This is a genomic window from Adonisia turfae CCMR0081, from assembly GCF_011009555.1.
GTDB classification, from domain to species: Bacteria; Cyanobacteriota; Cyanobacteriia; order Phormidesmidales; family Phormidesmidaceae; genus Leptothoe; species Leptothoe turfae.
The window spans coordinates 2,696,954-2,718,155 of record NZ_QXHD01000004.1 but is presented as its reverse complement, the minus strand read 5'-3'; the positions used below and the strand labels follow the sequence as shown (position 1 = coordinate 2,718,155).

Below are 21,202 nucleotides of genomic sequence, written 5' to 3'. Positions count from 1 at the left end.
AAACAAACAATAAAACCTTACGGAATTATGGCTATTGTCCAAAAACGTGTAAGTCAGCTGTTGATAAACCCTCAGAAGACTCAGGAGAAACGCTAATTACTTGCTGATTCTCTTGGATCTTTTGAGTATTGGGATGATCTTCTCCAAGAGTTTCCTGGGCCATGCTCAGCGCTTGATCCAGATACTCCTGAGCTTGAGACATATCATTTTGAGCATAAGCCAATGTCCCCAGATTATTCAGCAGATGGGCAATCAAAGGATGGTTAGCTCCCCATAGCTGCTGACGAATCTCCAACGCTGTTTCCAGAGCAGTGGCTGCTGCCTCTAGATTACCTTGATCTTGGTAAATAAGCCCTAGCAAATTTAAGCTGGAAGCCACATCGGGATGATTGTCCCCATAGGCATTCACCTTCACATCGTATGCTTGCTGGGCCAACTCTGCAGACTGATCAAGCTGTCCCTGTCTTCTATAAATGCTGGCCAGGTTGTACCAACTTGTGCCTACATCAGAATGCTCTGGGCCTAATGCGGCCTCCCTGTCCTGGGCGATGCCCTGATGCAACCTAGCTGCCTGTTCTAAATCACCAATGTCGCGATAAAACTCAGCCTGATTGTTGCGTACCACCAAAACATTACGATCCATATCGCCGAGCAGTGGCATTAACGTGTCAAGCGCTTCTGCATATAAGGGTTCCGCTTGTTCATATTTTGCCTGTTCTCGGTAAAGTTCCGCCAAGTTATGGGACACCACCGCCTGTTGAAACCCATCAGGGTCAGAAGCTTCCCAATTGCTCTCATTTAGCAAGCGTTCGTAATACCCTTCGGCCACCTCCCAATTGCCCATGGCCTTATGCAAAATGCCTAGCATATTTAGCAGCGGCATCAGTTGAGAGTCATCCGTAGCTCCATTCGTTTCTTGGTGCTCCAGTAAGGCTTCAGCCTTCTCAATAGCCTCTGGATATTGCCCAGCTCTGAACAGCTGATTAATCTCCTCCATGGAGATGGGGGCAAGACTCTGGGCTTGAAGGCTGGGAAACAGTCCAGTAGGCATATTGGGTTGACTACATCCCAACCAGATCACACTACTCCCCAATAGAATCAGGATTTTCGAAACTGGATGATGACCCATCACACTACAGTCGCCTCCATGGTCAATAAATTAAGACGATACATCTACCAATTTACCTGTTTTAGAGATTTACGCTGATGGCTTAAGCGTAACTGCTAGGTCTTTTAGTGTAGCTATTCACCGTCTATATCTGTAGCAGAAGGTCGTGTGACGACCTATCGCGCAGGTCGATTACCTGAAGAATTATATCGAAGGTTGTAGCTAATGAAAACTCAGCCAAACTATATCAGACAGATTCTTATGGGTCTGGCGATCATGTTCGGGCCAATTATCATTTTTGGATTGCTACCATCCCCTAGTGAAGAGGGGGTGGGTACATATTTTATTGTTTATACACTCCTGGCTGTTGCAGCTCTGATATCTCTGATTGCCGGGCATATTCCCTTTATCAAAGGCTGTGGAAACTATGCCCAATCCCGAGGCTATGGCAAACGATGGGGATGGCTAGGCCTGTTTAGTTGGATTGGGTTGTCGGTGCTGATGATCATTCCCAACCGCTGCAAGCCGTCTCCTGACATGCAAACAGCTACACCGGAAACGGCATTTGATCGAGTCAGCCTTTTAGAAATCGGTCTAAAGTATGTGGCCTTGGCCACACTCTATGCCATTTTTATGGTTTTGGCCTATGTCAAACTGACCGGACAGAATTTTGATGAATATCAGATCACAGCCCTGTTTGCAAATGTAATAGGTCTGGTGATATCGACTCATTTTATTGTTCTTCTGTTTAGATTACTGCGAGCCGCCAAATTTGATCTGTCTGCATTGGGTCTTAAGGGGGGCATTAGTGCCCGCGAGGGTCTCTTAACCTGTTTAGTAGCGACAACTTTGTTTTTATTTTCCCTGAGCTTTGACAGGATCACGCTGTATGGTTTGTCCTATGTCTGGCCAGGCTATGTTGAAGACTACTTTGAAGGTGTACAACGTTTCACCAATATCTTGGAGCTAATTCTGTTTGCTGTTAGTGCCATTATCCTGGCACCGTTGCTAGAAGAGATCTTGTTTCGCGGCATTTTTCTCCAGAAGTGGGGACTTAAGTGGGGGCTACGGTGGGGAATAGTCGTATCGTCGTTACTGTTTGCGGTTATTCATGTTCGGTTTGATCTGATTTCGTTATTTATTGATGGAGTTTTTCTGGCGTTCCTGTATTTAAGAACCTCTAGTTTGGTGGCTCCCATGCTTTGTCACGGGTTGTTTAATGCGGCAGTGGTGGTCTGGAATGCGGTTGATTTTTTTGGTAAACCTGTGGCTGAAAGAGGGATAACGCTATCAATCAGTGATTATCAGGCTCTGGTATCTCCCGTATTAAACCAATACATTGTCCTGGCTATTGTGTCTTTCTTTTTGTTGGTGTATCTGTTTTTCCAGCTACGCCCCCGGTCTATAGCCCCCATGCCCTATCTCAAGAATTGTGGTTTGGCTCAGGGGTAAGTCCTAACTTTATGCAGGTTACGCTCTAATGAATCCCTTTGCGTGATGACCGAATGACTACCTTTTCTTGGTCTAGGCTTAACCTTGGGAGCCTACTATTTAAGGGCCGAATGCAGGGTCACCCAAAATAGGTTTTGGGCGTTGTCCCGGATGTATGTGAGGCATTTTTTCATAAAAATTAAAGGCTTGTGTATTCCCTCGGATTGTGACTGACTTTTCTGTTGTTATCTGCACCTATAACGGTGAGCGTCGTCTACCTATATTATTAGAGCGATTGCGATCGCAACTCATCCCCAAGTCCCTAACCTGGGAAATCCTCATCGTTGACAACAACAGTCACGACCAGACGGCTCAATGTATTCGCGACTATCAGCACCAGTGGCCTAAGCATATTCCCCTGCGATACCTGTTTGAGCCTCGTCAGGGCCTTGCCTATGCCCGCCGTTGCGCCATGGGCTCTGTCAGCAGTGACCTTGTCGGTTTTTTAGATGACGACACCTTACCCGCCGAGGATTGGGTTGCTCAGGCCTATCAATTTGGTCAACTCCATCCCCAGGCAGGAGCCTATGGCAGTGCTATTGATGGACAATACGAAAGCAAACCCCCAGAAGGTTTTGAGCGTATTGCCAGCTGTCTGGCCGTCATTCAGCGGGGAGATACGCCCTTTCAATACCACACCAAGCAAGGGGTTTTACCCGCCGGGGCGGGTATGGTGGTTCGACGCCGAGCTTGGTTCACCTGTGTCCCCACAGAGCCAGCCCTCAGTGGCGTATGTGGCACGAGCCTAAAAACCAAGGGGGAAGATATTGAAACCCTAAGCCATATACGCCAGGGAGGTTGGCCCATTTGGCATAATCCCCAGATGCACCTGCTCCACTCAATTCCGGCCAATCGTCTGCGCCCAGCCTATTTGCTAGACCTGTTTCAATCCATTGGTGTCAGTCGGTATCCCCTACGTTGTGTGCGCTATCGTCGGTGGCAGCGTCCTTTGATGCTCCTCGTACATGGCCTCAATGACCTACGCAAACTGATCATCCATATCCTTAAAACCAAACAGTTCCACCCAACCGATATTGTCACGGCCTGTGAACGAACATTACTGGTTCACAGTTTTATGAGTCCCATCCATGGATTATCGGTAGGCCAGACATTTAGAAGCATAGATACGCCCATATTCCGAGGCTAAAACGATAATTTGAACACATCGCAATTCTACTGATTTGAAATATATCCATCGTATGTACAAGATTAAGTGGATATTTAATTAGTTGGGTATGCTGACTAATGGAAGAGTAGATATCAACGTTTTGCGTAGAAGCTATGCTAAAAGCAGTAGTTGGTCATAGCAATGACCCAGATACGACGTTTGCGATCGCAGAAGTCTTAGAACAATGTCTGACTGCTTTAGCAGAGATTAAGCCTCAGGCAGGAATTTTGTTAGCCGCCCTTGATTTTGAGCATACTGAAATCCTTAAGCGTATTAACGAAACATTTCCAGACATTCAACTCATTGGCGGCACAACTGACGGTGAAATTTCATCTATCCTAGAATTTCAGCAAGACTCTCTAGTCTTAATGTTGTTGTACTCCGACCAAGTGGGCTTTCATGCCGCTGTTGGTCGCCATGTTTCCTCAAACCCTGTTGCAATTGCTCAGCAAACCGTTCAATTAGCCCAAGCACAGTCCCAACGCCCAACAGCTTTATGTATCACCACACCTGAAAGTTTAACGACCAGTGGACTGTTAATTCTGGATGGCTTGCAACAAGCCTTAGGGGAAACAACTCCCATTATCGGGGGGACCACCTGTGACCAATGGAAATTTCGACAAACCTACCAATTTTTTGGGCAAGAAGTCTTAAGTGATGCTCTGCCCATTTTGCTATTGTCAGGGCCTGTACTCTGGGGCCATGGGGTGTCCACGGGTTGGACCCCGATAGGAAAAAAAGGAAAAGTGACTAAAGTCGATGGTAATGTTCTTCATGAAGTTAATGGACAGCCCATTTTAGAGTTTTATCGGGATTATTTAGGCGATATTCGTCCATCTCCTGCCTACCGGTTAGCTGTGTTTGAACCAAATCAAAACAGTTGGTATATGCGAGCGTCTAACGGCTCCTATGATTCAGAGTCTGGCAGTATCACCTTCTTTGCCGATATCCCACCCCAGTCAGAGGTACAAGTGGTTCGTTCCAGTCGGGATGAAATGGTGGCCTCGGCAAACTCATCCATGCGACAAGCCCTTAAGCATTATCCTGGAACTCATCCCACCGTAGCCTTATTATTCTCCTGCACAGGGCGTATGCGGGTTTTAGGAACCAGAACTAAAGAAGAATATCACGTCTTACGACAGGCAATTCCACCTAACATGACGTGCGCTGGATTTTATACCTATGGAGAAATCGCTCCGTCCCGCACCCATGGCGCAGCCCAATTTCACAATGAAACCTTTGTAACGTTGCTCTTAGGCATGGAGTAGCTTCTTCATGGATAATATGGCCCCTGATCAGCTACAACAACGCATTGAGAAGTTAGAAAAACACAATCGGCTGCTACAGAAAAAATTGGCTCGTTCGGAAGCCAATCGGGCAGAATTAGAAAATTCTTACGAGATCCAATCAGAGTTAGTTCGTCAAATTATTCAAGGATTAGAAAAATCCAGAAGTGAGGCAGAGATTCGTAGTCAGGAGCTACAAGAAGCTTTCACCAATTTGCAACTGATGCAAACAAAATTGATACAATCTGAAAAGATGTCTGCCCTGGGGATGTTGGTGGCAGGCATTGCCCATGAAATTAATAATCCCATCAGTTTTATCTATTGTAATATTGACCATGCCTATGCCTATGTGCAAGATTTAATAGATTTGCTCAATCTCTATCAGAAAATCTATCCTGAACCACACAGCAAAATTACGGCCCTCAGCGAAGAGTTAGAGGTGGACTTTATTGTTGAAGACCTGTTCAGGCTCTTGAATTCTATGCAAATAGGTAGTGAACGCATTAGCAAGATTGTGTCAGGATTGAGAACATTCTCACGACTTGATGAAGCTGATTATAAGGAAGCAGATTTGCATGACGGTTTGGACAGTACCTTGATGCTTCTACAGCACCGATTCAAAGGGTATGGCCACCGTCCTAACATCACCATCATTAAGAATTATAGTCAGTTACCTCAAATCTCCTGTTTTTCAGGGCAACTCAATCAGGTTTTTATGAACATCTTAGTCAATGCAGTCGACGCTATTGAAGATCGCTACACACAACAATCACAATATCCAGGTAAGCTTGAAGCTGGTCAAATTACAATTTGTACATCTACGATTAATTCACAATGGATAAACATATCCATTGCTGATAATGGCTTAGGAATGCCTGAAGAGATTTACAAAAAGATATTTAATCCATTCTTCACGACAAAACCTACTGGCGAGGGAACAGGCATGGGGTTATCGATCAGCTATCAGATTATTGTTGAAAACCACGACGGTAATTTAGAGTGTCGATCTAATGTAGGATCAGGCACTGAGTTTATCGTCAGCATTCCTATCAAGCAATGACTTGGTGAGGCAATCATCCATATCGCCCCAAGGGCTCGATATCTATAGCCTGGCACCCATAGTTCATAACATCAATTATTAACGTTTAAGAACCGGTAACATCACCGTAACCGTAGTGCCGGACTTGGCATCTGAAGTTATGGAAAATTGACCTTTATGGGCATTCACGATTCGTTTAACAATGGCTAGACCCAAGCCATTACCATTAGGTTTTGTGGTAAAAAACGGTGTTGTAATCTTCTCCAAAATAGATGGAGGAATGGGATTACCTCCATTATGAATCTGCACTGTCAGGTGATTAGCTTTGGATGGATACGTAATCTCCCAAGTCACGATCTCGCCGGCAGCTGTCGCCTCACAGGCATTGGTCAGTAAGTTAATAAATACCTGTTTGAGTTTGTCAGAATCTGCCGAAACGATGGCTGAAATTGGATTTGCATGGAATTCGATCACCTGATCTGCCACGGAGGGATGAGACTGTAGAGATTTTAGAAGATCCGCACTCCATGTGTTTAGTTCTAAGGGCTTACAATTCAGCGCTTGCGGTTTAGAGAACAGCAAAATTTCATTGAGCAATCGCTTTAAGCGATCGGCTTCTTCTAGGGCGATATCTAACCGGGCTTTAAATCGACCGTCCAGGTCTAGCTTCTGAAAGCTGGTTAGCCCCATCAGCACCGTTGTCAGAGGATTACGAATTTCATGAACAATCATGGAAGATAGTTCGCCAACTTCAGCTAAATGGGAGAGTGCTTTTTTAGCATGGGCTTCGGCCTGCTGGCGTTGGGCATCAAGTCGTCTTCTCTCGCTAATATCTCTAACCATGGCGAGAATACATTGCCGTCCCTCAAACTCAATGGGTGCAGCAGAAATCTCCGCTGGCAGCTTATGTTTCGACTTTGTTAAACAGGTCAGTTCATCAGTCCAGCCCCGACCGTTGTGAAAAACATTCCGGGTAAATTCCAATAATTTAGGCATTTCGTCTGGATGAACCTGAGAGATTTTAATGGCGTTTAGCAGCTCCTGGTGTGAATAGTTGAGTAGCTCGGTCGCCCTTGGGTTGGCCTCTAAAATTTGATCCTGGGCTGGGTCAATCACAAAGATAGCGTCGTTGGACCCGTCAAAAATTTTGCGAAAACGCTGCTCTAAGGATGAATGAGCAATACTTTCTACCTGTAGTCGAGCTGAGACCCGCTGTAGCTCAGTTCTATAGTGATCTAATTTTTGGGTCAGCTGCTGGTTAACGGTCATCAGCTTTTCCTGGAGCAACTGTAGAGGGTGCCTAGGGCTGACTGTCTCCAGGGTATGGTTGCTGACAGAATGACAGCAGCGTTCTAGCTCAATGGCCATGGCGGCCTGATGGGCCATTAACGTCAAAATCTGTTGATCTTCAGTTTGAAAGGGTTCGATGGCAGGTCTTAGGGCCAGCAAGATACCGCAGCAGCAACCTTTAGGGGTAACTACGGGCACACCGCAATAGGCCACATTCAGATTGGCCTGTAATATATAGACCCCCGTAGCTGAATTTCTCTGAGTTAAAATATCTTCAGCTAAGCGACTCCAATAGGCATAATTTTCAGGTTTACCTGGCTGCAGTTCTGGACTGACAATGAAGTCATACTTACCGGACCCTAAGTATTGACCGAGCATCACGCGACTGGCTCCCAAGCCATGACGCAATCCAGAAACTAGCTCTTCTAGATACGCTTCTAAATGGCCAGCCCTATAGCGCAGTGACGTTAAGGCTGAAAGCCATCGAGACTGGATTTGATGATTGGGAATACAGGCAACCTGGAGCTGAGATTCATTCATCGCGCTCATGAAATCACTTAGATGAGATTTCCCAGAATTTTAGATGAGTAAACCCTGAGAATCTATGATTCAAATCAAGTTTGTTAAGAAAATTGAAATCCTAGGCTGAAATCAAAAAAGATTCTTAAGATTCACGGTAAGTAGGTTGGTGCAATCTTGCATCAGGCATTAACAAGTTATTTGACTGCTTAGAGTCTGCCCTCAAAGCCTTCAAAAGTGGAAAAAGGGGGCTGCAATATCTGATAGCTAAAGCGATTGCATCCCCCCATCCCCCATCCACCTGTAATAGTGGGCAAACCTACGCCACAGCGTACTAGCTACACCTATCCCTCCAGAAATATAATTTTTCTCTGATTACGTTGAATAATGCCATCGTCTTGCAATTTTCGTAACGAGCGTGAAACCACCTCTGGTGTCAGGCAAATTTGCTCGGCAATGGCTTTGATCGGGCAATTGAGAACACAGATGTTTTGCCCCGGTGTTTTTAAATTGTAGAGATAGGCTAGTACACGGTCACTAGCGGAACGGATACATCGCAATGTCATGAGGTTTTTGGCGATGTGGAGCTGTTCTGTTAATTCACTAATAAAAATAAGGGAAATCTCAGGATCTTGATGTAATAGGGTGAGAAATGCCTGTTTGGGGATAGCAACAATGAGAGAGGGCTCAGTTGCGATCGCAGAATTAGCATAAACGCCATGAAACAAGGCGCTTTCGCCAAACCAGCTGCCATTGTCGATGGCGTATTGGTGACTCATCTGGCCATTTTCCAGATAGCGCACCAGCTGTACTTTTCCAGTTTTGACGCCAAAAATCTTCCCTGCTGGTTCTTCACCATGAAAGATAATCTCGCCGGTTTTAACTGTTGAGAGACTGGGAAGAGCCTCAATGAGGCCTTTCTCAAACAAACGCTTGAGGGCTTCAAGATAACGATCCAATGATTCCATTGAAAACCACTTAGATTACGATGCTGTCCAAAGTAAGCAACTCATCTAAGAGCTTCCCCAATAGCTGTCTAAAACCAGCCTCAATTATGCTGAGGGTTGACTTAAAATTTGCCTCTCAGTGATTCAGGTGGAACTTAAGACGATATCAGCTAATCTGCAAATCCCTTTCTATCTTCCACCATAGCAAACGGAATCAAACTTAGGGGCCAGATAAAGTATTGCAAGAACAACACGGAATTAAAGTATAGGAAGGCCATCATGGTGATTGTAGACGCTGCAAAGATGCCAACCCGCTCTGTCAAGAAACTTAGATAGGCTAGCCCCATTAGAAATAGCATCAGTGCTTTGGCCTTGAGGCCCACCAGCCACGGATAATTTTGAAATAGAATCACATCGATAGATGGGGCACCGCTAATATGGCTATCCCCTAGGCGTGTTGCTGAAAACAAAACAGACTTAAAGAAGCCATCGGCATCCCAAATAATAAAGGGCAGGGACGTTATCAACGGCACACTGAGAATAATCAAAAAGCCAATAATCAGGTTTTTAGCGTACTTATCGCGTTTTTTCCATAGATATATTAGATATAGCGGCAGTAAAAATATCGCGATCTGTTTGATACCCAAGGAGATGCTAAACATCAGCAGAGCGAGTCGTGGTTTCTCCTTTAAAAGAACCAGGGAGAATACTAAAAAGAAAATGGCTGCAAATTCTAGATGATGGACACGAATAATATAAATACTCCAGCGGCCTAGCAAGAGAACAAGCGAGGCCGCTATCCCCAGTAGCCACAACCGACGCTTTTGAAAGTATCGTAGCGTTAGACCCACAATACCCATGTGGAATATAAAGGCTGTGGGTCGCCAAAAGTATAGCCAGTCGCGATAGTCTAGAAAACCAAGTTTTTGCACTAGCGCAGATACAAGATAGGCAATGGGAAAATAAGTGGCATATTTATCATTTTCCCTGAGGTTGCCTGCCAGAACTCTGGCATAGGGGTTTTCTCCAGCCAGAATTCGCTTGCCTTCTAGCCAGATATAGTACATATCATGGCCCTGAAGCTCTTCAGCCGGTGTGTGCCAAAAACTGTAGTGTATGAAAAATCCTGCAGACGCCAGCAGCAGGAAAATAAGCCAATATCGTTTATCCCATTTGTCTAACCCTGACATGGTAAATGCTTGAAACAACAAATTAGTGACTAGAAATAAGGCTTCAGTATGCCACTAAAATCTGACCATGATATGACCACAGGTTACAAAAAATCCACCCAATCCTTTACGCTGACAGGCTGGGTGGAAACAAGGGTAGGGGTAAGACTTTTTGCCTCTACTGTGTCTCTAGAAAGGTGAGTGTGACAAAAGAGACAATGGCCTAGGCACGGCGTTCGACCACTAGGGTAAAACGGGCAACCAGCATGCCAACGGATGCGATCGCAACCAGCGGTGCAAAAAAGGCCAGACCCACGGCTCCCCCCACTAGGCCCGCTGTCAGGGGAATTTCTAACAAGGTGCGGCCTTCAGCATTTTTAATCAAAATCCGTCGCACATTACTCTCATTAATGAGCTCTTGTACTTTGTTAACCAGGTTGTCGCTATTTACCACAAATTCTTCTGTAGTCGTTTCTGGATCAGATTCCGGTGGTGTTGAGTTGGGAGAAGAGGGATCAGAGTAGCTCATGGGTTGACTAACCTAACTTTAAAAAACGAATGTCTAAAGACAAACCTGTCCCTTTGATACTGGCTAGAGCAAGAGACAGGCTGTAATTCTAAGCTTTCTTTTGAGTTTTACGCTGTTATGCGTAACCTAATCCAAATATTTCTCAAGGGTGCTTGACAAGGTGCTAGCGGGTACAGCACCAACGACCGTATCGGCAACCTTACCATCCTTGAAAATTAGCAGTGTGGGAATGCTGCGCACACCGTAGTCACTGGCACTTTTAGGATTATCGTCTACATTGAGCTTGAGGACTTTGACTCGGCCTTCAAACTTAGTAGCCACCTCATCTACGACAGGTGCCACCATGCGACAAGGGCCACACCAGGGTGCCCAAAAATCGACTAGTACAGGGGTATCGCTGCCCAGTACATCATTCTGAAAATCGGCATCTGAAACTTCATTGACCAATGCATTTGTAGCCATCTTTTTGACCTCCTGAAAAACCAACGCGCCAGTAATACAGTAGCCCTATCGAGGCCCTTCTGCATTTACTGAGTGCATCAATTATAGTTCCATAAAGTTGAACTAACAAAGGACGGTCATCCGCCCACTCCCATTTTTACTGACATAGCCCCGTGTCATAATGCAAGTATGCGTCCAATTTCCCATCCAGATACAAACCAAATAACCCTGGCAGAGGTGCTGTACGCCCTGGGTGATCCAGTCAGGCTAAAAATTGTCAAAACCATCGCCCAAAAAGGCGAGCAAGCTTGTCGCAGCTGCGGTGGTGATGAGATTGCTAAATCCACCCTGTCGCATCACTTTAAAATTCTGCGCGAAGCTGGCATTGTCCATACCGAGAAGGTGGGCACCCAGCATTTGAATTCATTGCGCGTAGATGAGCTGGAAGCCAAATTTCCAGGTGTGCTGGCCTCGGTGCTGGCGGCAGCGGATGATGGGGACGTGTGTGAGGAGTAGGGGTTCGGCTTCGCTCACCCCTCGGGTATCGTTTTGAGTTAAGCAGAATCGGCTTCGCTCACCCCTCGGGTATCGTTAGCTGGTTGAGCGAAGTCGAAACCAGCGGCAACAACGGGTTTTATCCTTCAACAACGATGGCCCGAAAGTCATTCACATTGGTCAATGTGGGTCCGGTCACCACTAGTGCTCCAATGGATTCAAAAAAGCTATAGCTGTCGTGGGTGTTTAGATATTTCTGCGGGTTACGTCCTGTGCGCCAGAGGTCTGGTGTAATCAGGGCTCCGGCATTGTTTTCGCTACCGTCGATGCCGTCGGTGTCGCAGGCAATGGCGGTGATGCCGGTTTCGCCGTCCAGGTAACTGGCCAGGGCCAATAGAAACTCGCTATTGCGGCCGCCTTTGCCAACAAAGTTTTGTTTGACGGTAACGGTAGTTTCGCCGCCGGAGAGGATGACGCAGGGAGGGGCAATGGGTTGCTGATGGCGTTTGGCTTGACGGGCAATGGCTCCGTGCACCAGGGCGACATCGCGGGCTTCCCCTTCAATGGCATCGCTAAGGATCAGGGGAGTATAGCCACTTGCGATCGCAACCTTGGCGGCTGCTTCCAATGACTGTTGCGGCGTCGCAATCAGATGGTTGGTGGTGGTACTCAGCCGCTTATCCTCTGGAGGAATGACGGGGTTAGGATTACGCATTAGATAATCCCGAATGTGATTGGGAATGGTGATCCGATACCGGGCGATGATTTCCAGGGCATCGGCGGCTGTGGCCGTATCTCCCACGGTGGGACCAGAGGCGATGGCACTGAGGCTGTCCCCCGCCACATCGGAAATAATCAGCGATACCACCTTGGCCGGATATGCCGCTGCCGATAGGCGTCCCCCCGAGGAGCAGGACAACGACTTACGCACCGTATTCATAGAAATGATATCCGCCCCTGACGCCAGCAGTTGACGGTTGATGTCCGCTAGATTTTCTAGACTGATGCCTTCTGGTGGCAGGGTAAACAGGGCCGAGCCGCCACCGGAAATCAAGCAAATCACCAAGTCATCAGCGGTCAAGGTCCGCACCCGCTGGAAAATTTGCTGGGCTCCCCCCATGCCGTTGGCATCGGGCACCGGATGTCCTGCTTCGATCACTTCGATGGATTGGGTGGGGACAACGTGACCGTAGCGGGTAATCACTAGACCTTCCATGGGTTCTGTATTGCCTGCCTTTGCCCAGGTATTTTCCACAGCCTTGGCCATGGCGGCAGCGGATTTACCAATGCCAACCACCACCACACGTCCTGTGGGTTTTGTTTTTAGGTAAGGCTCTAGGGCACGGGCCACCTGTTCTTGGGGCATGGCCGCAGCCACGGCAGCATCAAATAATTCTCGCAGCAGATCGGCGGACGACATAGTTTGATTGGGTAGTGCAACAGGATTGGGGGAGAGCATAGCCTGATTTCTAAGTAATCATAGGTGGTTCAGATGTCATCGATAGGCCACCATGAGCAAAATGTTCCGGACGGGCCAATCGTAGGGATATTGCCCTAAAATCACGAATCCATAAAATCGCCAATTTGCAACCATTATCAAACCATCCATCGTAGAGACGTTCCATGGAACGTCTCTACGATCGGTAATTTCCCGTTAGGGTGATAATAACCATAGGGATATTTGGGAGAATCAACACGGTGTTTGACGTATTAATCATCGGGGCAGGGCCTGCCGCACTGATCATGGCATCCGCTTTAGCCAACCATGGTTTATCCCTCCAAGGCCTGGCTCCCACAACGCCAGATACTCCCTGGCCCAATACCTATGGCGTCTGGTGTGACGAACTAGAAGAGCTGGGCCTGAAGGACTTATTAGGGCAAAGCTGGCAAAACACCGTCAGCTACTTTGGCCGAGAAGCCGCCACTCAGCCCACACGTCACCATCGCGACTACGGTCTATTTGATAAAGACAAGCTACAGCAGCATTTTCTAACTCAACTGGGCGACATGACCTGGCACTGTGGCAAAGCTGCGACTGTGACCCACACTAGCGACCACAGCTGTGTGACCACCGAGGCTGGCGAAGACCTTAAAGCCAAACTCGTTATTGATACCACTGGCCACAATGCCGCTCTGGTGCAGCGATCGATATCTAAGAATCCGCCTGTGTCCTATCAGGTGGCCTATGGCATCGTGGGCAAATTTTCAAAACCTCCTGTGGCACCGGGGCAGTTTTCCCTGATGGACTACCGGGCAGAGCACCTGTCAGCCGAGGAGCTGGCCGGTCCACCCACGTTCCTCTATGCCATGGACATGGGCGATGACGTGTTTTTTGTGGAGGAAACCTCCCTGGCCCTGTCTCCGGCAATGGCCTACGACACCCTAAAAGACCGGCTGCAGAAGCGCCTTACGGCGGATGGTGTAGAAGTTAGCGAAGTACATCACACGGAATATTGCCTGTTTCCCATGAATCTGCCGCTGCCGGATTTGAACCAGCGGGTGCTAGGGTTTGGCGGTGCGGCCAGTATGGTGCACCCAGCTACGGGGTATATGGTGGGGGCGATGCTGCGGCGGGCTCCGGATGTGGCGGTTGCGATCGCCACATCTATTTCGAACGGAGACGTGGGGGAAGCGCTTGCCCAAGCAGGTTGGCAAACCCTATGGACCACCGAACGTTTACGCAAGCATCACATTTATCAGTTTGGGTTGGAAACCCTGATGCGCTTCAACCATCGTGAACTGTGCCAATTTTTTGACAGCTTCTTCAAGCTACCCCAGACCAAGTGGGCAGGCTTCTTAGCCGATACCCTATCCCCCTTTGAACTGGTCATGGCCATGGTCACCATGTTTAGCCAAACAACGAACCCAGTACGCGGCGGACTCATGGGGGGCGTCGGCACCGATGGACAACTGTTATTCAAGTCGCTGATGGGTAAAGTTTAACTCAGTCATCGGCTAAAGCCCTTTCATATAAGCGTTTGGCATTATCAGGAAAAGTCTCAGTAAGTTTAAGAGATTTCCATCTACCCGTAATATCTTTATGAGTTTTCCATGAAGGGGCACCATAACTTCACACTCTTTGAGGCAACCTGGAAACATCAAACACTTTTGGTGAGCGATGCATCGTAAACCTTCAGGGCAAGAATTTTTACGTGGGTGAATGAGCCGTTGAATACTCAGCTTTTCACCATCCTCCCCAAAATTGCTAGTACAGCGTCAGGCTTATTCACAAACTGTTTTTATACCTTGTTCCCACCCGTTTAGATTTTAATTTTAAGCTTGGCCATCTACTAATTGACGCAGTGCTGACCCCTTGTTTTGTTGCTAGCAAATCCAGTCACCATGCCACTTCTAACTAAGCCCACCCTCAAACGATTACCTTGTTTGCTACCGCGTCTTCGTCCAGATCAGTCTCCTTGCCGGGTGTTAGTGGTGGATGACCATCCCGTCAATCGCACCTTATTGCTGCGTTTATTGAAACGCAGTGGTTTTGCTGTCAGCCAGGCCGTTAATGGGGCCGATGCCTTCACCCGTTGGGAACAGTGGCAACCCCAGCTCATATTTATGGACTTGCTGATGCCTGGGATGGATGGTCGCGAGGCCACACGTCTGATTCGCACCGCCGAAACCATGGAGCAGCGGCAAAACCTTACAAAAATCATTGCCCTCACCGCACAACCAGCATTGGCCTGTGCCCATCAAGTGAATGTCGGCGGGTTTGATGACATTATTACCAAACCCATTCGGCCATACACTATGTTTGAACTCATCGCTCAATATCTTGATCTGCAATACGTCTATAGCTGTTCTGAAGAATGGAGTGCTAGTTAAATCAGTATTCCTCAATACAAACCTGTCTAATTTCCATGCATCCGGTTCCATGGAATGCGAGAATACCCCTTGACAACAAACGTCACAAGGGAGATATGACATGGCTGCATTTCCAATCGACTTGGGCGCTTACAAGCGTATTAGTCTTGATCCGTCTACACCGACGCTGACTGATGAGCAGCGTGAGGCTATCAAAGCAAATATTCAACTTTGCCGCGATGCCATTGTCTTCTTTACAGCAACCGGTGCTGCGCGGGGTGTGGGCGGTCATACTGGTGGCCCCTACGATACCGTCCCCGAAGTCATGCTCATGGATGCTCTTTTTCGGGGTGCGCCTGACAGCTATGTCCCCACCTTCTTTGATGAGGCCGGACACCGGGTGGGTACCCAGTATCTAATGTCTGCCCTGAATGGCGACCTGCCTGCTGAGCAGCTGATGAACTATCGTGCTGCCGGTTCTCACCTACCCGGACACCCTGAGCTGGGTCTTACCCCCGGTGTAAAATTTAGCTCCGGTCGTCTGGGCCACATGTGGCCCTACGTTAACGGTGTGGCCCTAGCTAACCCTGGCAAAACTGTTTTCTGTCTTGGTTCCGACGGTTCCCAGCAAGAAGGTAACGACGCTGAAGCGGCTCGTCTAGCGGTAGCTCAGCATATCAATGTGAAGCTGCTCATTGATGACAATGACGTCACCATTGCGGGTAACCCTTCTAAGTATTTGCCTGGTTACAGCGTTAAGAAAACTTTAGAAGGTCACGGTCTGAAGGTTCTAGAGTGCAACGGTGAAGATATCGATGCACTATACGCCAACATTTGCGAAGCCATCAATACTCCTGGACCGATCGCTGTTATCCTCAAGCGTCCCATGTGCCCTGGCATTGAAGGCTTGGAGGGGTCTAACCACGGTCATGATGTAATCTCTGTTCCTGCGGCTATCAAGTATCTAGAAGCTCGTGGTCACCAGACCGCAGCTGACATTCTCAAGAATACTGAGAAGCCCAGTAACCCCAACACCTACACCGGTTCCACCGATAAAATGGATGCCAACCGTAAGGTCTTTGGTGCTGCTGTGGTAGAAATGCTCGGTGCCATGGGTGAAGAAGAGCGCAAAAATAGTGTTCTCGTTGTGGACAGCGACCTGGAAGGCTCTTGTGGCCTGAACACCATCCGTGAAGCTCATCCTGAAGTCTTTATCAGCGGTGGTATTCAGGAGCGCGGCAACCTATCTGCGGCAGCTGGCTTTGGTATGGAGAAAGGCAAGCAAGGTATCTTTGCCACCTTTAGTGCGTTCTTGGAAATGTGTATTTCTGAGATCACCATGGCTCGTCTCAACTACTCCAACCTGTTGTGTCATTTTTCCCACGCAGGCATTGACGACATGGCTGACAACACCTGCCACTTCGGTATGAACAACCTGTTCGCCGACAATGGTTTGGATGACAGTCATCCCACTAACATTTACTTCCCTGCTGACGCTAACCAAATGCGCGCCTGCGTGAAGTCGATCTTTAACGCTCCCGGTCTGCGCTTTATCTTCTCTACCCGTTCTAAGGTACCCATGATTTTGGATACTGACGGTAACGAGATGTTTGCAGGAGACTACGCCTTTACCTCCGGTAAGGATGACATTGTTCGTGAGGGTACTGCAGGCTACGTTGTTGCCTTTGGTGCTGCACTTTACCGTGCTCTAGATGCGGTAGAGAAACTTAAGGCAGAAGGCATTGATGTGGGTCTAATCAACAAGGGTACTCTCAACGTTGTCGACGAAGAGACTCTTGCTAAAATTGGTGACACTCCTATGGTACTTGTGGTTGAGTCCTTCAACCGTCGTACTGGTCTAGGTAGCCGCATGGGCTCCTGGTTGTTGGAGCGTGGCCTGACGCCTAAGTATGGCTATATTGGTACTCACATTGAAGGTGGCGGTGGTCTTTGGGAACAGTTCCCTCACCAGGGGATTGATTCTACTGGCATTGTTGCTAAGGTAAAAGAGATGCTGGGTTAATTGCAGCGAATAATCTTTTGATTTTTTCTTGATAAAAAGCGGCAGAGCTCTTTGAAGGCTCTGCCGCTTTTTCTTATGTTGAAATTAATGGCTTTAACTAAGCCTAAAGAGTCTTTAAAGAAAGATAGTGAACCTTAACAATCGACCTCACCGTAACTCTCACTACACCTGCATCATTGCTATGAGCGATCACCCTGTCGGGGGGTGTGGGGGAGTTAGGCCCCCACGAAAGGGAGGGTTTCAGGGAGGAAAGCCCTGAGCAACCCTCTTCGCTATGGATCAATTTTCACTTTATGAACCTGAGCTGTTGGTTAAAAGCAAAACCGGTTGCTTGGGGTCCCTCCGAGTTCTCTTTCTGGAAGTAGTTAAGTTATCTCCTTTAGGCATATTGGGGTTTCCCATGGGTAGGGCCGTGACGACACCCTACGACCCAACGTACTGGATTGTTCCTAATCGCATTACGTTAAGGAGTTACGGCGGGGTCGATTATATTTATTTCGAACTTTCTCCCGTAAGACATTTCTCCTTAGTACGGCAATGAAGATGCCGAGATGGGGAGGTGGTAAAAATTTATAGGGTAAAAAAGTGAAAAAAGGAAAGTACCCCTACGGGTACTACGTGAATTTTATTGGGGTATTCCATACTTTAATTGGCATTAACTCGTGAATTATGCGATTTACTGGTTCCCCTGAGCATTTAGATACTCATATCTTACGTAGCTATTCTGTACTGCGCTGGTGTATGAGTGTGTTTGGTTTTATTTTGCCTCTGTTGCTTGTGATTGGTGGGCTTAGAAGCTGGTGGTGGCTTGCGGCACCGCTGCCGGTTCAGAATTCTCTGAGTGCTTACTACCATGCTGGGTCGAGCTGCACGGCTTTAGAGGGTGTTTATCGGGATTTATTTGTTGGCATTTTGGCTGCGATCGCAGCTTGCTGTGTTATTTACAGTGGGTTTGGCAAGCTGGAGAACTGGCTGCTTAATATTGCGGGTATTTGCCTTGCGGGTGTGGCGTTTTTCCCGACGGACTGGCCTGAACCTCAGGTGCTGGCATCATGTAAGGACACGCCTGGTTTTGTGGATTATGTGCCTAGTGAGCTGCTAGGGTTGCCGATGTCAATTCATTTTATTGCTGCGATCGCATTTTTTATTGCGATTATGGTGGTCAACATCTACACAGCAATGGACACGGTCAAAATTATTGAAGATGAAAAAAAGAGAGCTTTTTGGAAGGCTATTTTTAGTGTTGCCAGATTTCTGATGCCGATTTCCATTGGCCTAGTGCTGTTGCTGAGGCTGGCCACTGGTACGAGTATTATCGGTGATCGCCTGGTTTTGTGGATTGAGTGGGCAGGTATATGGGCGTTTTCTCTGTACTGGCTGCTCAAGAGTATCGAAATCCTTGGCAGCAAGGTGGATGTTGATATGGTCAATGGCAGGGTAGAGTGGGACACTCTTTCTAATGGTGATCAAGCCAGCAGGCAACTCCAGCGGTGTAAGGTATCCCATGATGGTCCCTGAACATTGTTTGTTTAGATTAGGTATCTAATGGGCTTTTGACTCCACGACCACCGCGATTAAGCACGTGGGTATAAATCATTGTGGTCTTCACATCCTTGTGGCCTAATAGCTCTTGTACGGTGCGGATATCATAGCCATCTTCTAAAAGATGGGTAGCAAAGCTATGGCGAAAGGTATGACAGCCACCATATTTTGTGACACCAGCACGCTGAAGCGCATGTTTCACCGCCCGTTGTATAGACCGCTCATAAACATGATGTCTTCTGATAATCTTGGTTCGAGGATCGACAGAACGTTTCCAAGAGGGAAACACAAATTGCCATTTCCATTCGCTATGGGCATTGGGATATTTACGTTCTAGGGCATAGGGCATTTCAACCGTTCCGTACCCCATTGCTAAGTCTTGGTCATGTAAACGCTTAGCTTTTTGCAACTGTTGCTGTAATGGATCAACCAATGAGTCAGGTAGCATCGTACGACGATCTTTCTGGCCTTTGCCATCGCGTAATGTAATCTGGCGATACTCAAAATCTAAATCCTTTACGCGTAAGCGCAGCCCTTCCATCAAGCGCATACCTGTACCGTAGAGCAAACTGACTATCAGATGTTGAATGCCGTCTAGATTGGCTAAAATGCGTTTTACTTCTGAGCGCGTGAAGACAGTTGGTAAGCGTTGAGGGCGTTTAGCACGCTCAATATCATCTATGTAAGGCAATTCTATATTGAGAACCCGACGATATAGAAATAACAGCGCACTGAGAGCCACCGTTTGAGTCGATGCTGCCACATTCCGGTGGATAGCAAGATGCGATAAGTAAGCTCTGATTTCAGATGCCCCCATGTCTTTCGGGTGTCGCTTGTTATGAAACAAAATGTAGTCCCGAATGTAATAGACATAGGATTTTTCAGTTGAAAGACTAAAGTGCTTTAGCCGAGCAACTTCCCTAACTTGATCAAGTAAGCGTGGTGGCTTTGATTTTGCCATCGTACATGACGTATAACTCCTGTATGGAGTGACTTAACTGTCAAATCTGACGGATAAGTACCCCATTCACCATACTTAACTGTCAAATATGACGTATAACACCCTATTTTCCCGGAGTTATACGTCATGAGTTGCATATAAGTTCTGTAAATAAGGGTGTTATTACCTAAAACTGACGGATAAGATCCGGAAATATGGATCTTATCCGTCAGATCTGACGCTGAATATATAGTTATGAGGCTTAAGCTCCTGATAGGAAAGTGGTTGAGAAATTGTCTGCTAGTGTGAGGTGAATTGCAGAAACAGTGAATCATATGGAAAAACTGACAGAGTTGCCGGAAGATTTGCCCGCTCCAGTAGATGACGGCGCTTGCAATCACTTGCTTGGAGAGTCTTTGCCATCGATCGCTTTACTATCAACTCAAGATAGTTGGGTAAATTTATCAGCGATCGCAGGACTGGTTATTATTTATTGCTACCCAATGACAGGGCAGCCTGGCATTCCGCTACCTGACGGATGGGACGAGATTCCTGGTGCAAGGGGGTGTACTGCACAATCCTGTGCTTTTCGGGATCATCACCAAGAACTGAGCGAGTTGGGAGCGCAGGTCTTTGGACTTAGCACGCAAAATACTGAATATCAAAAAGAAGCAATAGAGCGGCTTCACTTACCATTTGATCTTTTGAGCGATCGTGATTTAAGTTTTGCCCAAGTATTGAAGTTACCAACTTTTGAGATAGAAGACCTGCGACTTATTAAACGAGTTACGCTCATTGCCAAAGCAGGGAAAATCGCTAAAGTCTTCTACCCAGTCTTCCCGCCTGATAGCAATGCCGATGAAGTTATTGACTGGTTGCGGAACAACGCCGCATAACAAGTCAACGAAGCGGACGGCTGAGGGAATTTGTAATGATGCTAAGACCATCTGCCGCCGCTTATCTTGGTCGTTATGCTGCTTGTAATTCAGTGAAGGTAGCCTAAAAGTTATCTGTAAGCATTCAGGGCCAAGCCACTAGATTTTGTAGTATATTGTAGTATGTTTATTGAGGTTTACAGAGTTAACTGGAGTTCACATGGGAATGCGAATTGAACCATACGCCCCCTGCTACCTTGATAGTGTTATTCGTCTTTCGCTTCGGGCATGGACTCCGGTCTTTGATTCGATTCAGAAATCGCTGAATGCTGATGTGTACCGAGCGTTCTATTCCGATAATTGGCGTGTGAGCCAGCAGGAGGCTGTCGAGAGTGTCTGCGCTGCAGAAGACACAAATGTATGGGTTGCTATCGATACAGATTCTACAGTGGGTTTCGTAGCCGTGAAACTACACTCAGAGGACAGCATGGGTGAAGTCTACATGATCGCCGTCGATCCAGACTTTCAAG

The 21,202-nt window shown here is 47.3% G+C and carries 19 protein-coding genes; 11 read left to right on the top strand and 8 right to left on the bottom strand.

The genetic code is table 11. From position 1 onward, the window contains the following. Window positions 1–31: 31 nt before the first annotated feature. The gene (locus DXZ20_RS15970) at window positions 32–1,129 is read right to left on the bottom strand and encodes a tetratricopeptide repeat protein (RefSeq protein WP_163699224.1); all 1,098 of its coding nucleotides are present in this window, start codon (window positions 1,127–1,129) and stop codon (window positions 32–34) included. A gap of 204 nt (window positions 1,130–1,333) precedes the next feature. Between DXZ20_RS15970 and DXZ20_RS15965 the strand changes: the two genes are divergently transcribed. From DXZ20_RS15965 to DXZ20_RS15950, 4 genes are all read left to right on the top strand, one after another. Next, window positions 1,334–2,560 carry a CPBP family intramembrane glutamic endopeptidase gene (locus DXZ20_RS15965; protein WP_163699222.1) on the top strand — a complete coding sequence of 409 codons (1,227 nt, stop codon included), beginning with the start codon at window positions 1,334–1,336 and terminating at the stop codon, window positions 2,558–2,560. Window positions 2,561–2,765: 205 nt separating this feature from the next. Next, entirely contained in the window at window positions 2,766–3,746 is a 981-nt protein-coding gene (hpsE, locus tag DXZ20_RS15960; RefSeq protein ID WP_163699220.1) for a hormogonium polysaccharide biosynthesis glycosyltransferase HpsE, read from the top strand. 134 nt (window positions 3,747–3,880) lie between these two features. Next, window positions 3,881–5,035, top strand: coding sequence for an FIST signal transduction protein (locus tag DXZ20_RS15955; protein WP_163699218.1), 1,155 nt, complete (start codon window positions 3,881–3,883; stop codon window positions 5,033–5,035). Window positions 5,036–5,042: 7 nt separating this feature from the next. Then, window positions 5,043–6,113, top strand: coding sequence for a sensor histidine kinase (locus DXZ20_RS15950; RefSeq protein WP_250565782.1), 1,071 nt, complete (start codon window positions 5,043–5,045; stop codon window positions 6,111–6,113). 78 nt (window positions 6,114–6,191) lie between these two features. Here DXZ20_RS15950 and DXZ20_RS15945 read toward each other — a convergent pair whose 3' ends face one another. The 5 genes from DXZ20_RS15945 to trxA form a co-directional block, all read right to left on the bottom strand. After that, entirely contained in the window at window positions 6,192–7,922 is a 1,731-nt protein-coding gene (locus tag DXZ20_RS15945) for an ATP-binding protein (RefSeq protein ID WP_163699216.1), read from the bottom strand. Window positions 7,923–8,245: 323 nt separating this feature from the next. Continuing rightward, window positions 8,246–8,869 carry a Crp/Fnr family transcriptional regulator gene (locus tag DXZ20_RS15940; protein ID WP_163659334.1) on the bottom strand — a complete coding sequence of 208 codons (624 nt, stop codon included), beginning with the start codon at window positions 8,867–8,869 and terminating at the stop codon, window positions 8,246–8,248. A 149-nt stretch (window positions 8,870–9,018) separates the two neighbouring features. Continuing rightward, window positions 9,019–10,038, bottom strand: coding sequence for a hypothetical protein (locus tag DXZ20_RS15935; RefSeq protein WP_163699214.1), 1,020 nt, complete (start codon window positions 10,036–10,038; stop codon window positions 9,019–9,021). A gap of 202 nt (window positions 10,039–10,240) precedes the next feature. Next, complete coding sequence (locus DXZ20_RS15930) at window positions 10,241–10,546, bottom strand: DUF4342 domain-containing protein (protein ID WP_163659336.1); 306 nt, start codon at window positions 10,544–10,546, stop codon at window positions 10,241–10,243. Between the two features lie 126 nt (window positions 10,547–10,672). Continuing rightward, a complete protein-coding gene (gene trxA, locus DXZ20_RS15925; RefSeq protein ID WP_163659337.1) occupies window positions 10,673–11,008 on the bottom strand; it encodes a thioredoxin in 336 nt (111 codons plus the stop codon). A gap of 168 nt (window positions 11,009–11,176) precedes the next feature. Here trxA and DXZ20_RS15920 point away from each other — a divergent pair, with 168 nt between their 5' ends. Continuing rightward, window positions 11,177–11,503, top strand: a complete 327-nt coding sequence (locus DXZ20_RS15920) for an ArsR/SmtB family transcription factor (protein ID WP_163699212.1) — start codon at window positions 11,177–11,179, stop codon at window positions 11,501–11,503. A 118-nt stretch (window positions 11,504–11,621) separates the two neighbouring features. Here the strand turns inward: DXZ20_RS15920 and DXZ20_RS15915 are convergent, their stop codons facing one another. After that, entirely contained in the window at window positions 11,622–12,902 is a 1,281-nt protein-coding gene (locus DXZ20_RS15915) for a glycerate kinase type-2 family protein (protein WP_250565781.1), read from the bottom strand. A gap of 278 nt (window positions 12,903–13,180) precedes the next feature. On the opposite strand from DXZ20_RS15915, the gene crtL reads away from it, so the two are divergent. From crtL to DXZ20_RS15895, 4 genes are all read left to right on the top strand, one after another. Beyond that, the gene (gene crtL / locus DXZ20_RS15910; RefSeq protein WP_163699207.1) at window positions 13,181–14,425 is read left to right on the top strand and encodes a lycopene beta cyclase; all 1,245 of its coding nucleotides are present in this window, start codon (window positions 13,181–13,183) and stop codon (window positions 14,423–14,425) included. A 399-nt stretch (window positions 14,426–14,824) separates the two neighbouring features. Continuing rightward, a complete protein-coding gene (locus DXZ20_RS15905; RefSeq protein ID WP_163699205.1) occupies window positions 14,825–15,313 on the top strand; it encodes a response regulator in 489 nt (162 codons plus the stop codon). A 100-nt stretch (window positions 15,314–15,413) separates the two neighbouring features. After that, a complete protein-coding gene (locus DXZ20_RS15900) occupies window positions 15,414–17,315 on the top strand; it encodes a transketolase C-terminal domain-containing protein (RefSeq protein ID WP_163699203.1) in 1,902 nt (633 codons plus the stop codon). A gap of 669 nt (window positions 17,316–17,984) precedes the next feature. Beyond that, window positions 17,985–18,833 carry a hypothetical protein gene (locus DXZ20_RS15895; protein ID WP_163699201.1) on the top strand — a complete coding sequence of 283 codons (849 nt, stop codon included), beginning with the start codon at window positions 17,985–17,987 and terminating at the stop codon, window positions 18,831–18,833. Window positions 18,834–18,849: 16 nt separating this feature from the next. Here the strand turns inward: DXZ20_RS15895 and DXZ20_RS15890 are convergent, their stop codons facing one another. Then, window positions 18,850–19,818 carry an integron integrase gene (locus DXZ20_RS15890; RefSeq protein ID WP_163699199.1) on the bottom strand — a complete coding sequence of 323 codons (969 nt, stop codon included), beginning with the start codon at window positions 19,816–19,818 and terminating at the stop codon, window positions 18,850–18,852. Between the two features lie 314 nt (window positions 19,819–20,132). On the opposite strand from DXZ20_RS15890, the gene DXZ20_RS15885 reads away from it, so the two are divergent. Beyond that, complete coding sequence (locus DXZ20_RS15885; protein WP_163699197.1) at window positions 20,133–20,693, top strand: peroxiredoxin; 561 nt, start codon at window positions 20,133–20,135, stop codon at window positions 20,691–20,693. A 205-nt stretch (window positions 20,694–20,898) separates the two neighbouring features. Further along, window positions 20,899–21,202 (top strand): GNAT family N-acetyltransferase (locus DXZ20_RS15880; RefSeq protein WP_163703506.1); only part of this gene is annotated, 304 nt, incomplete at its 3' end.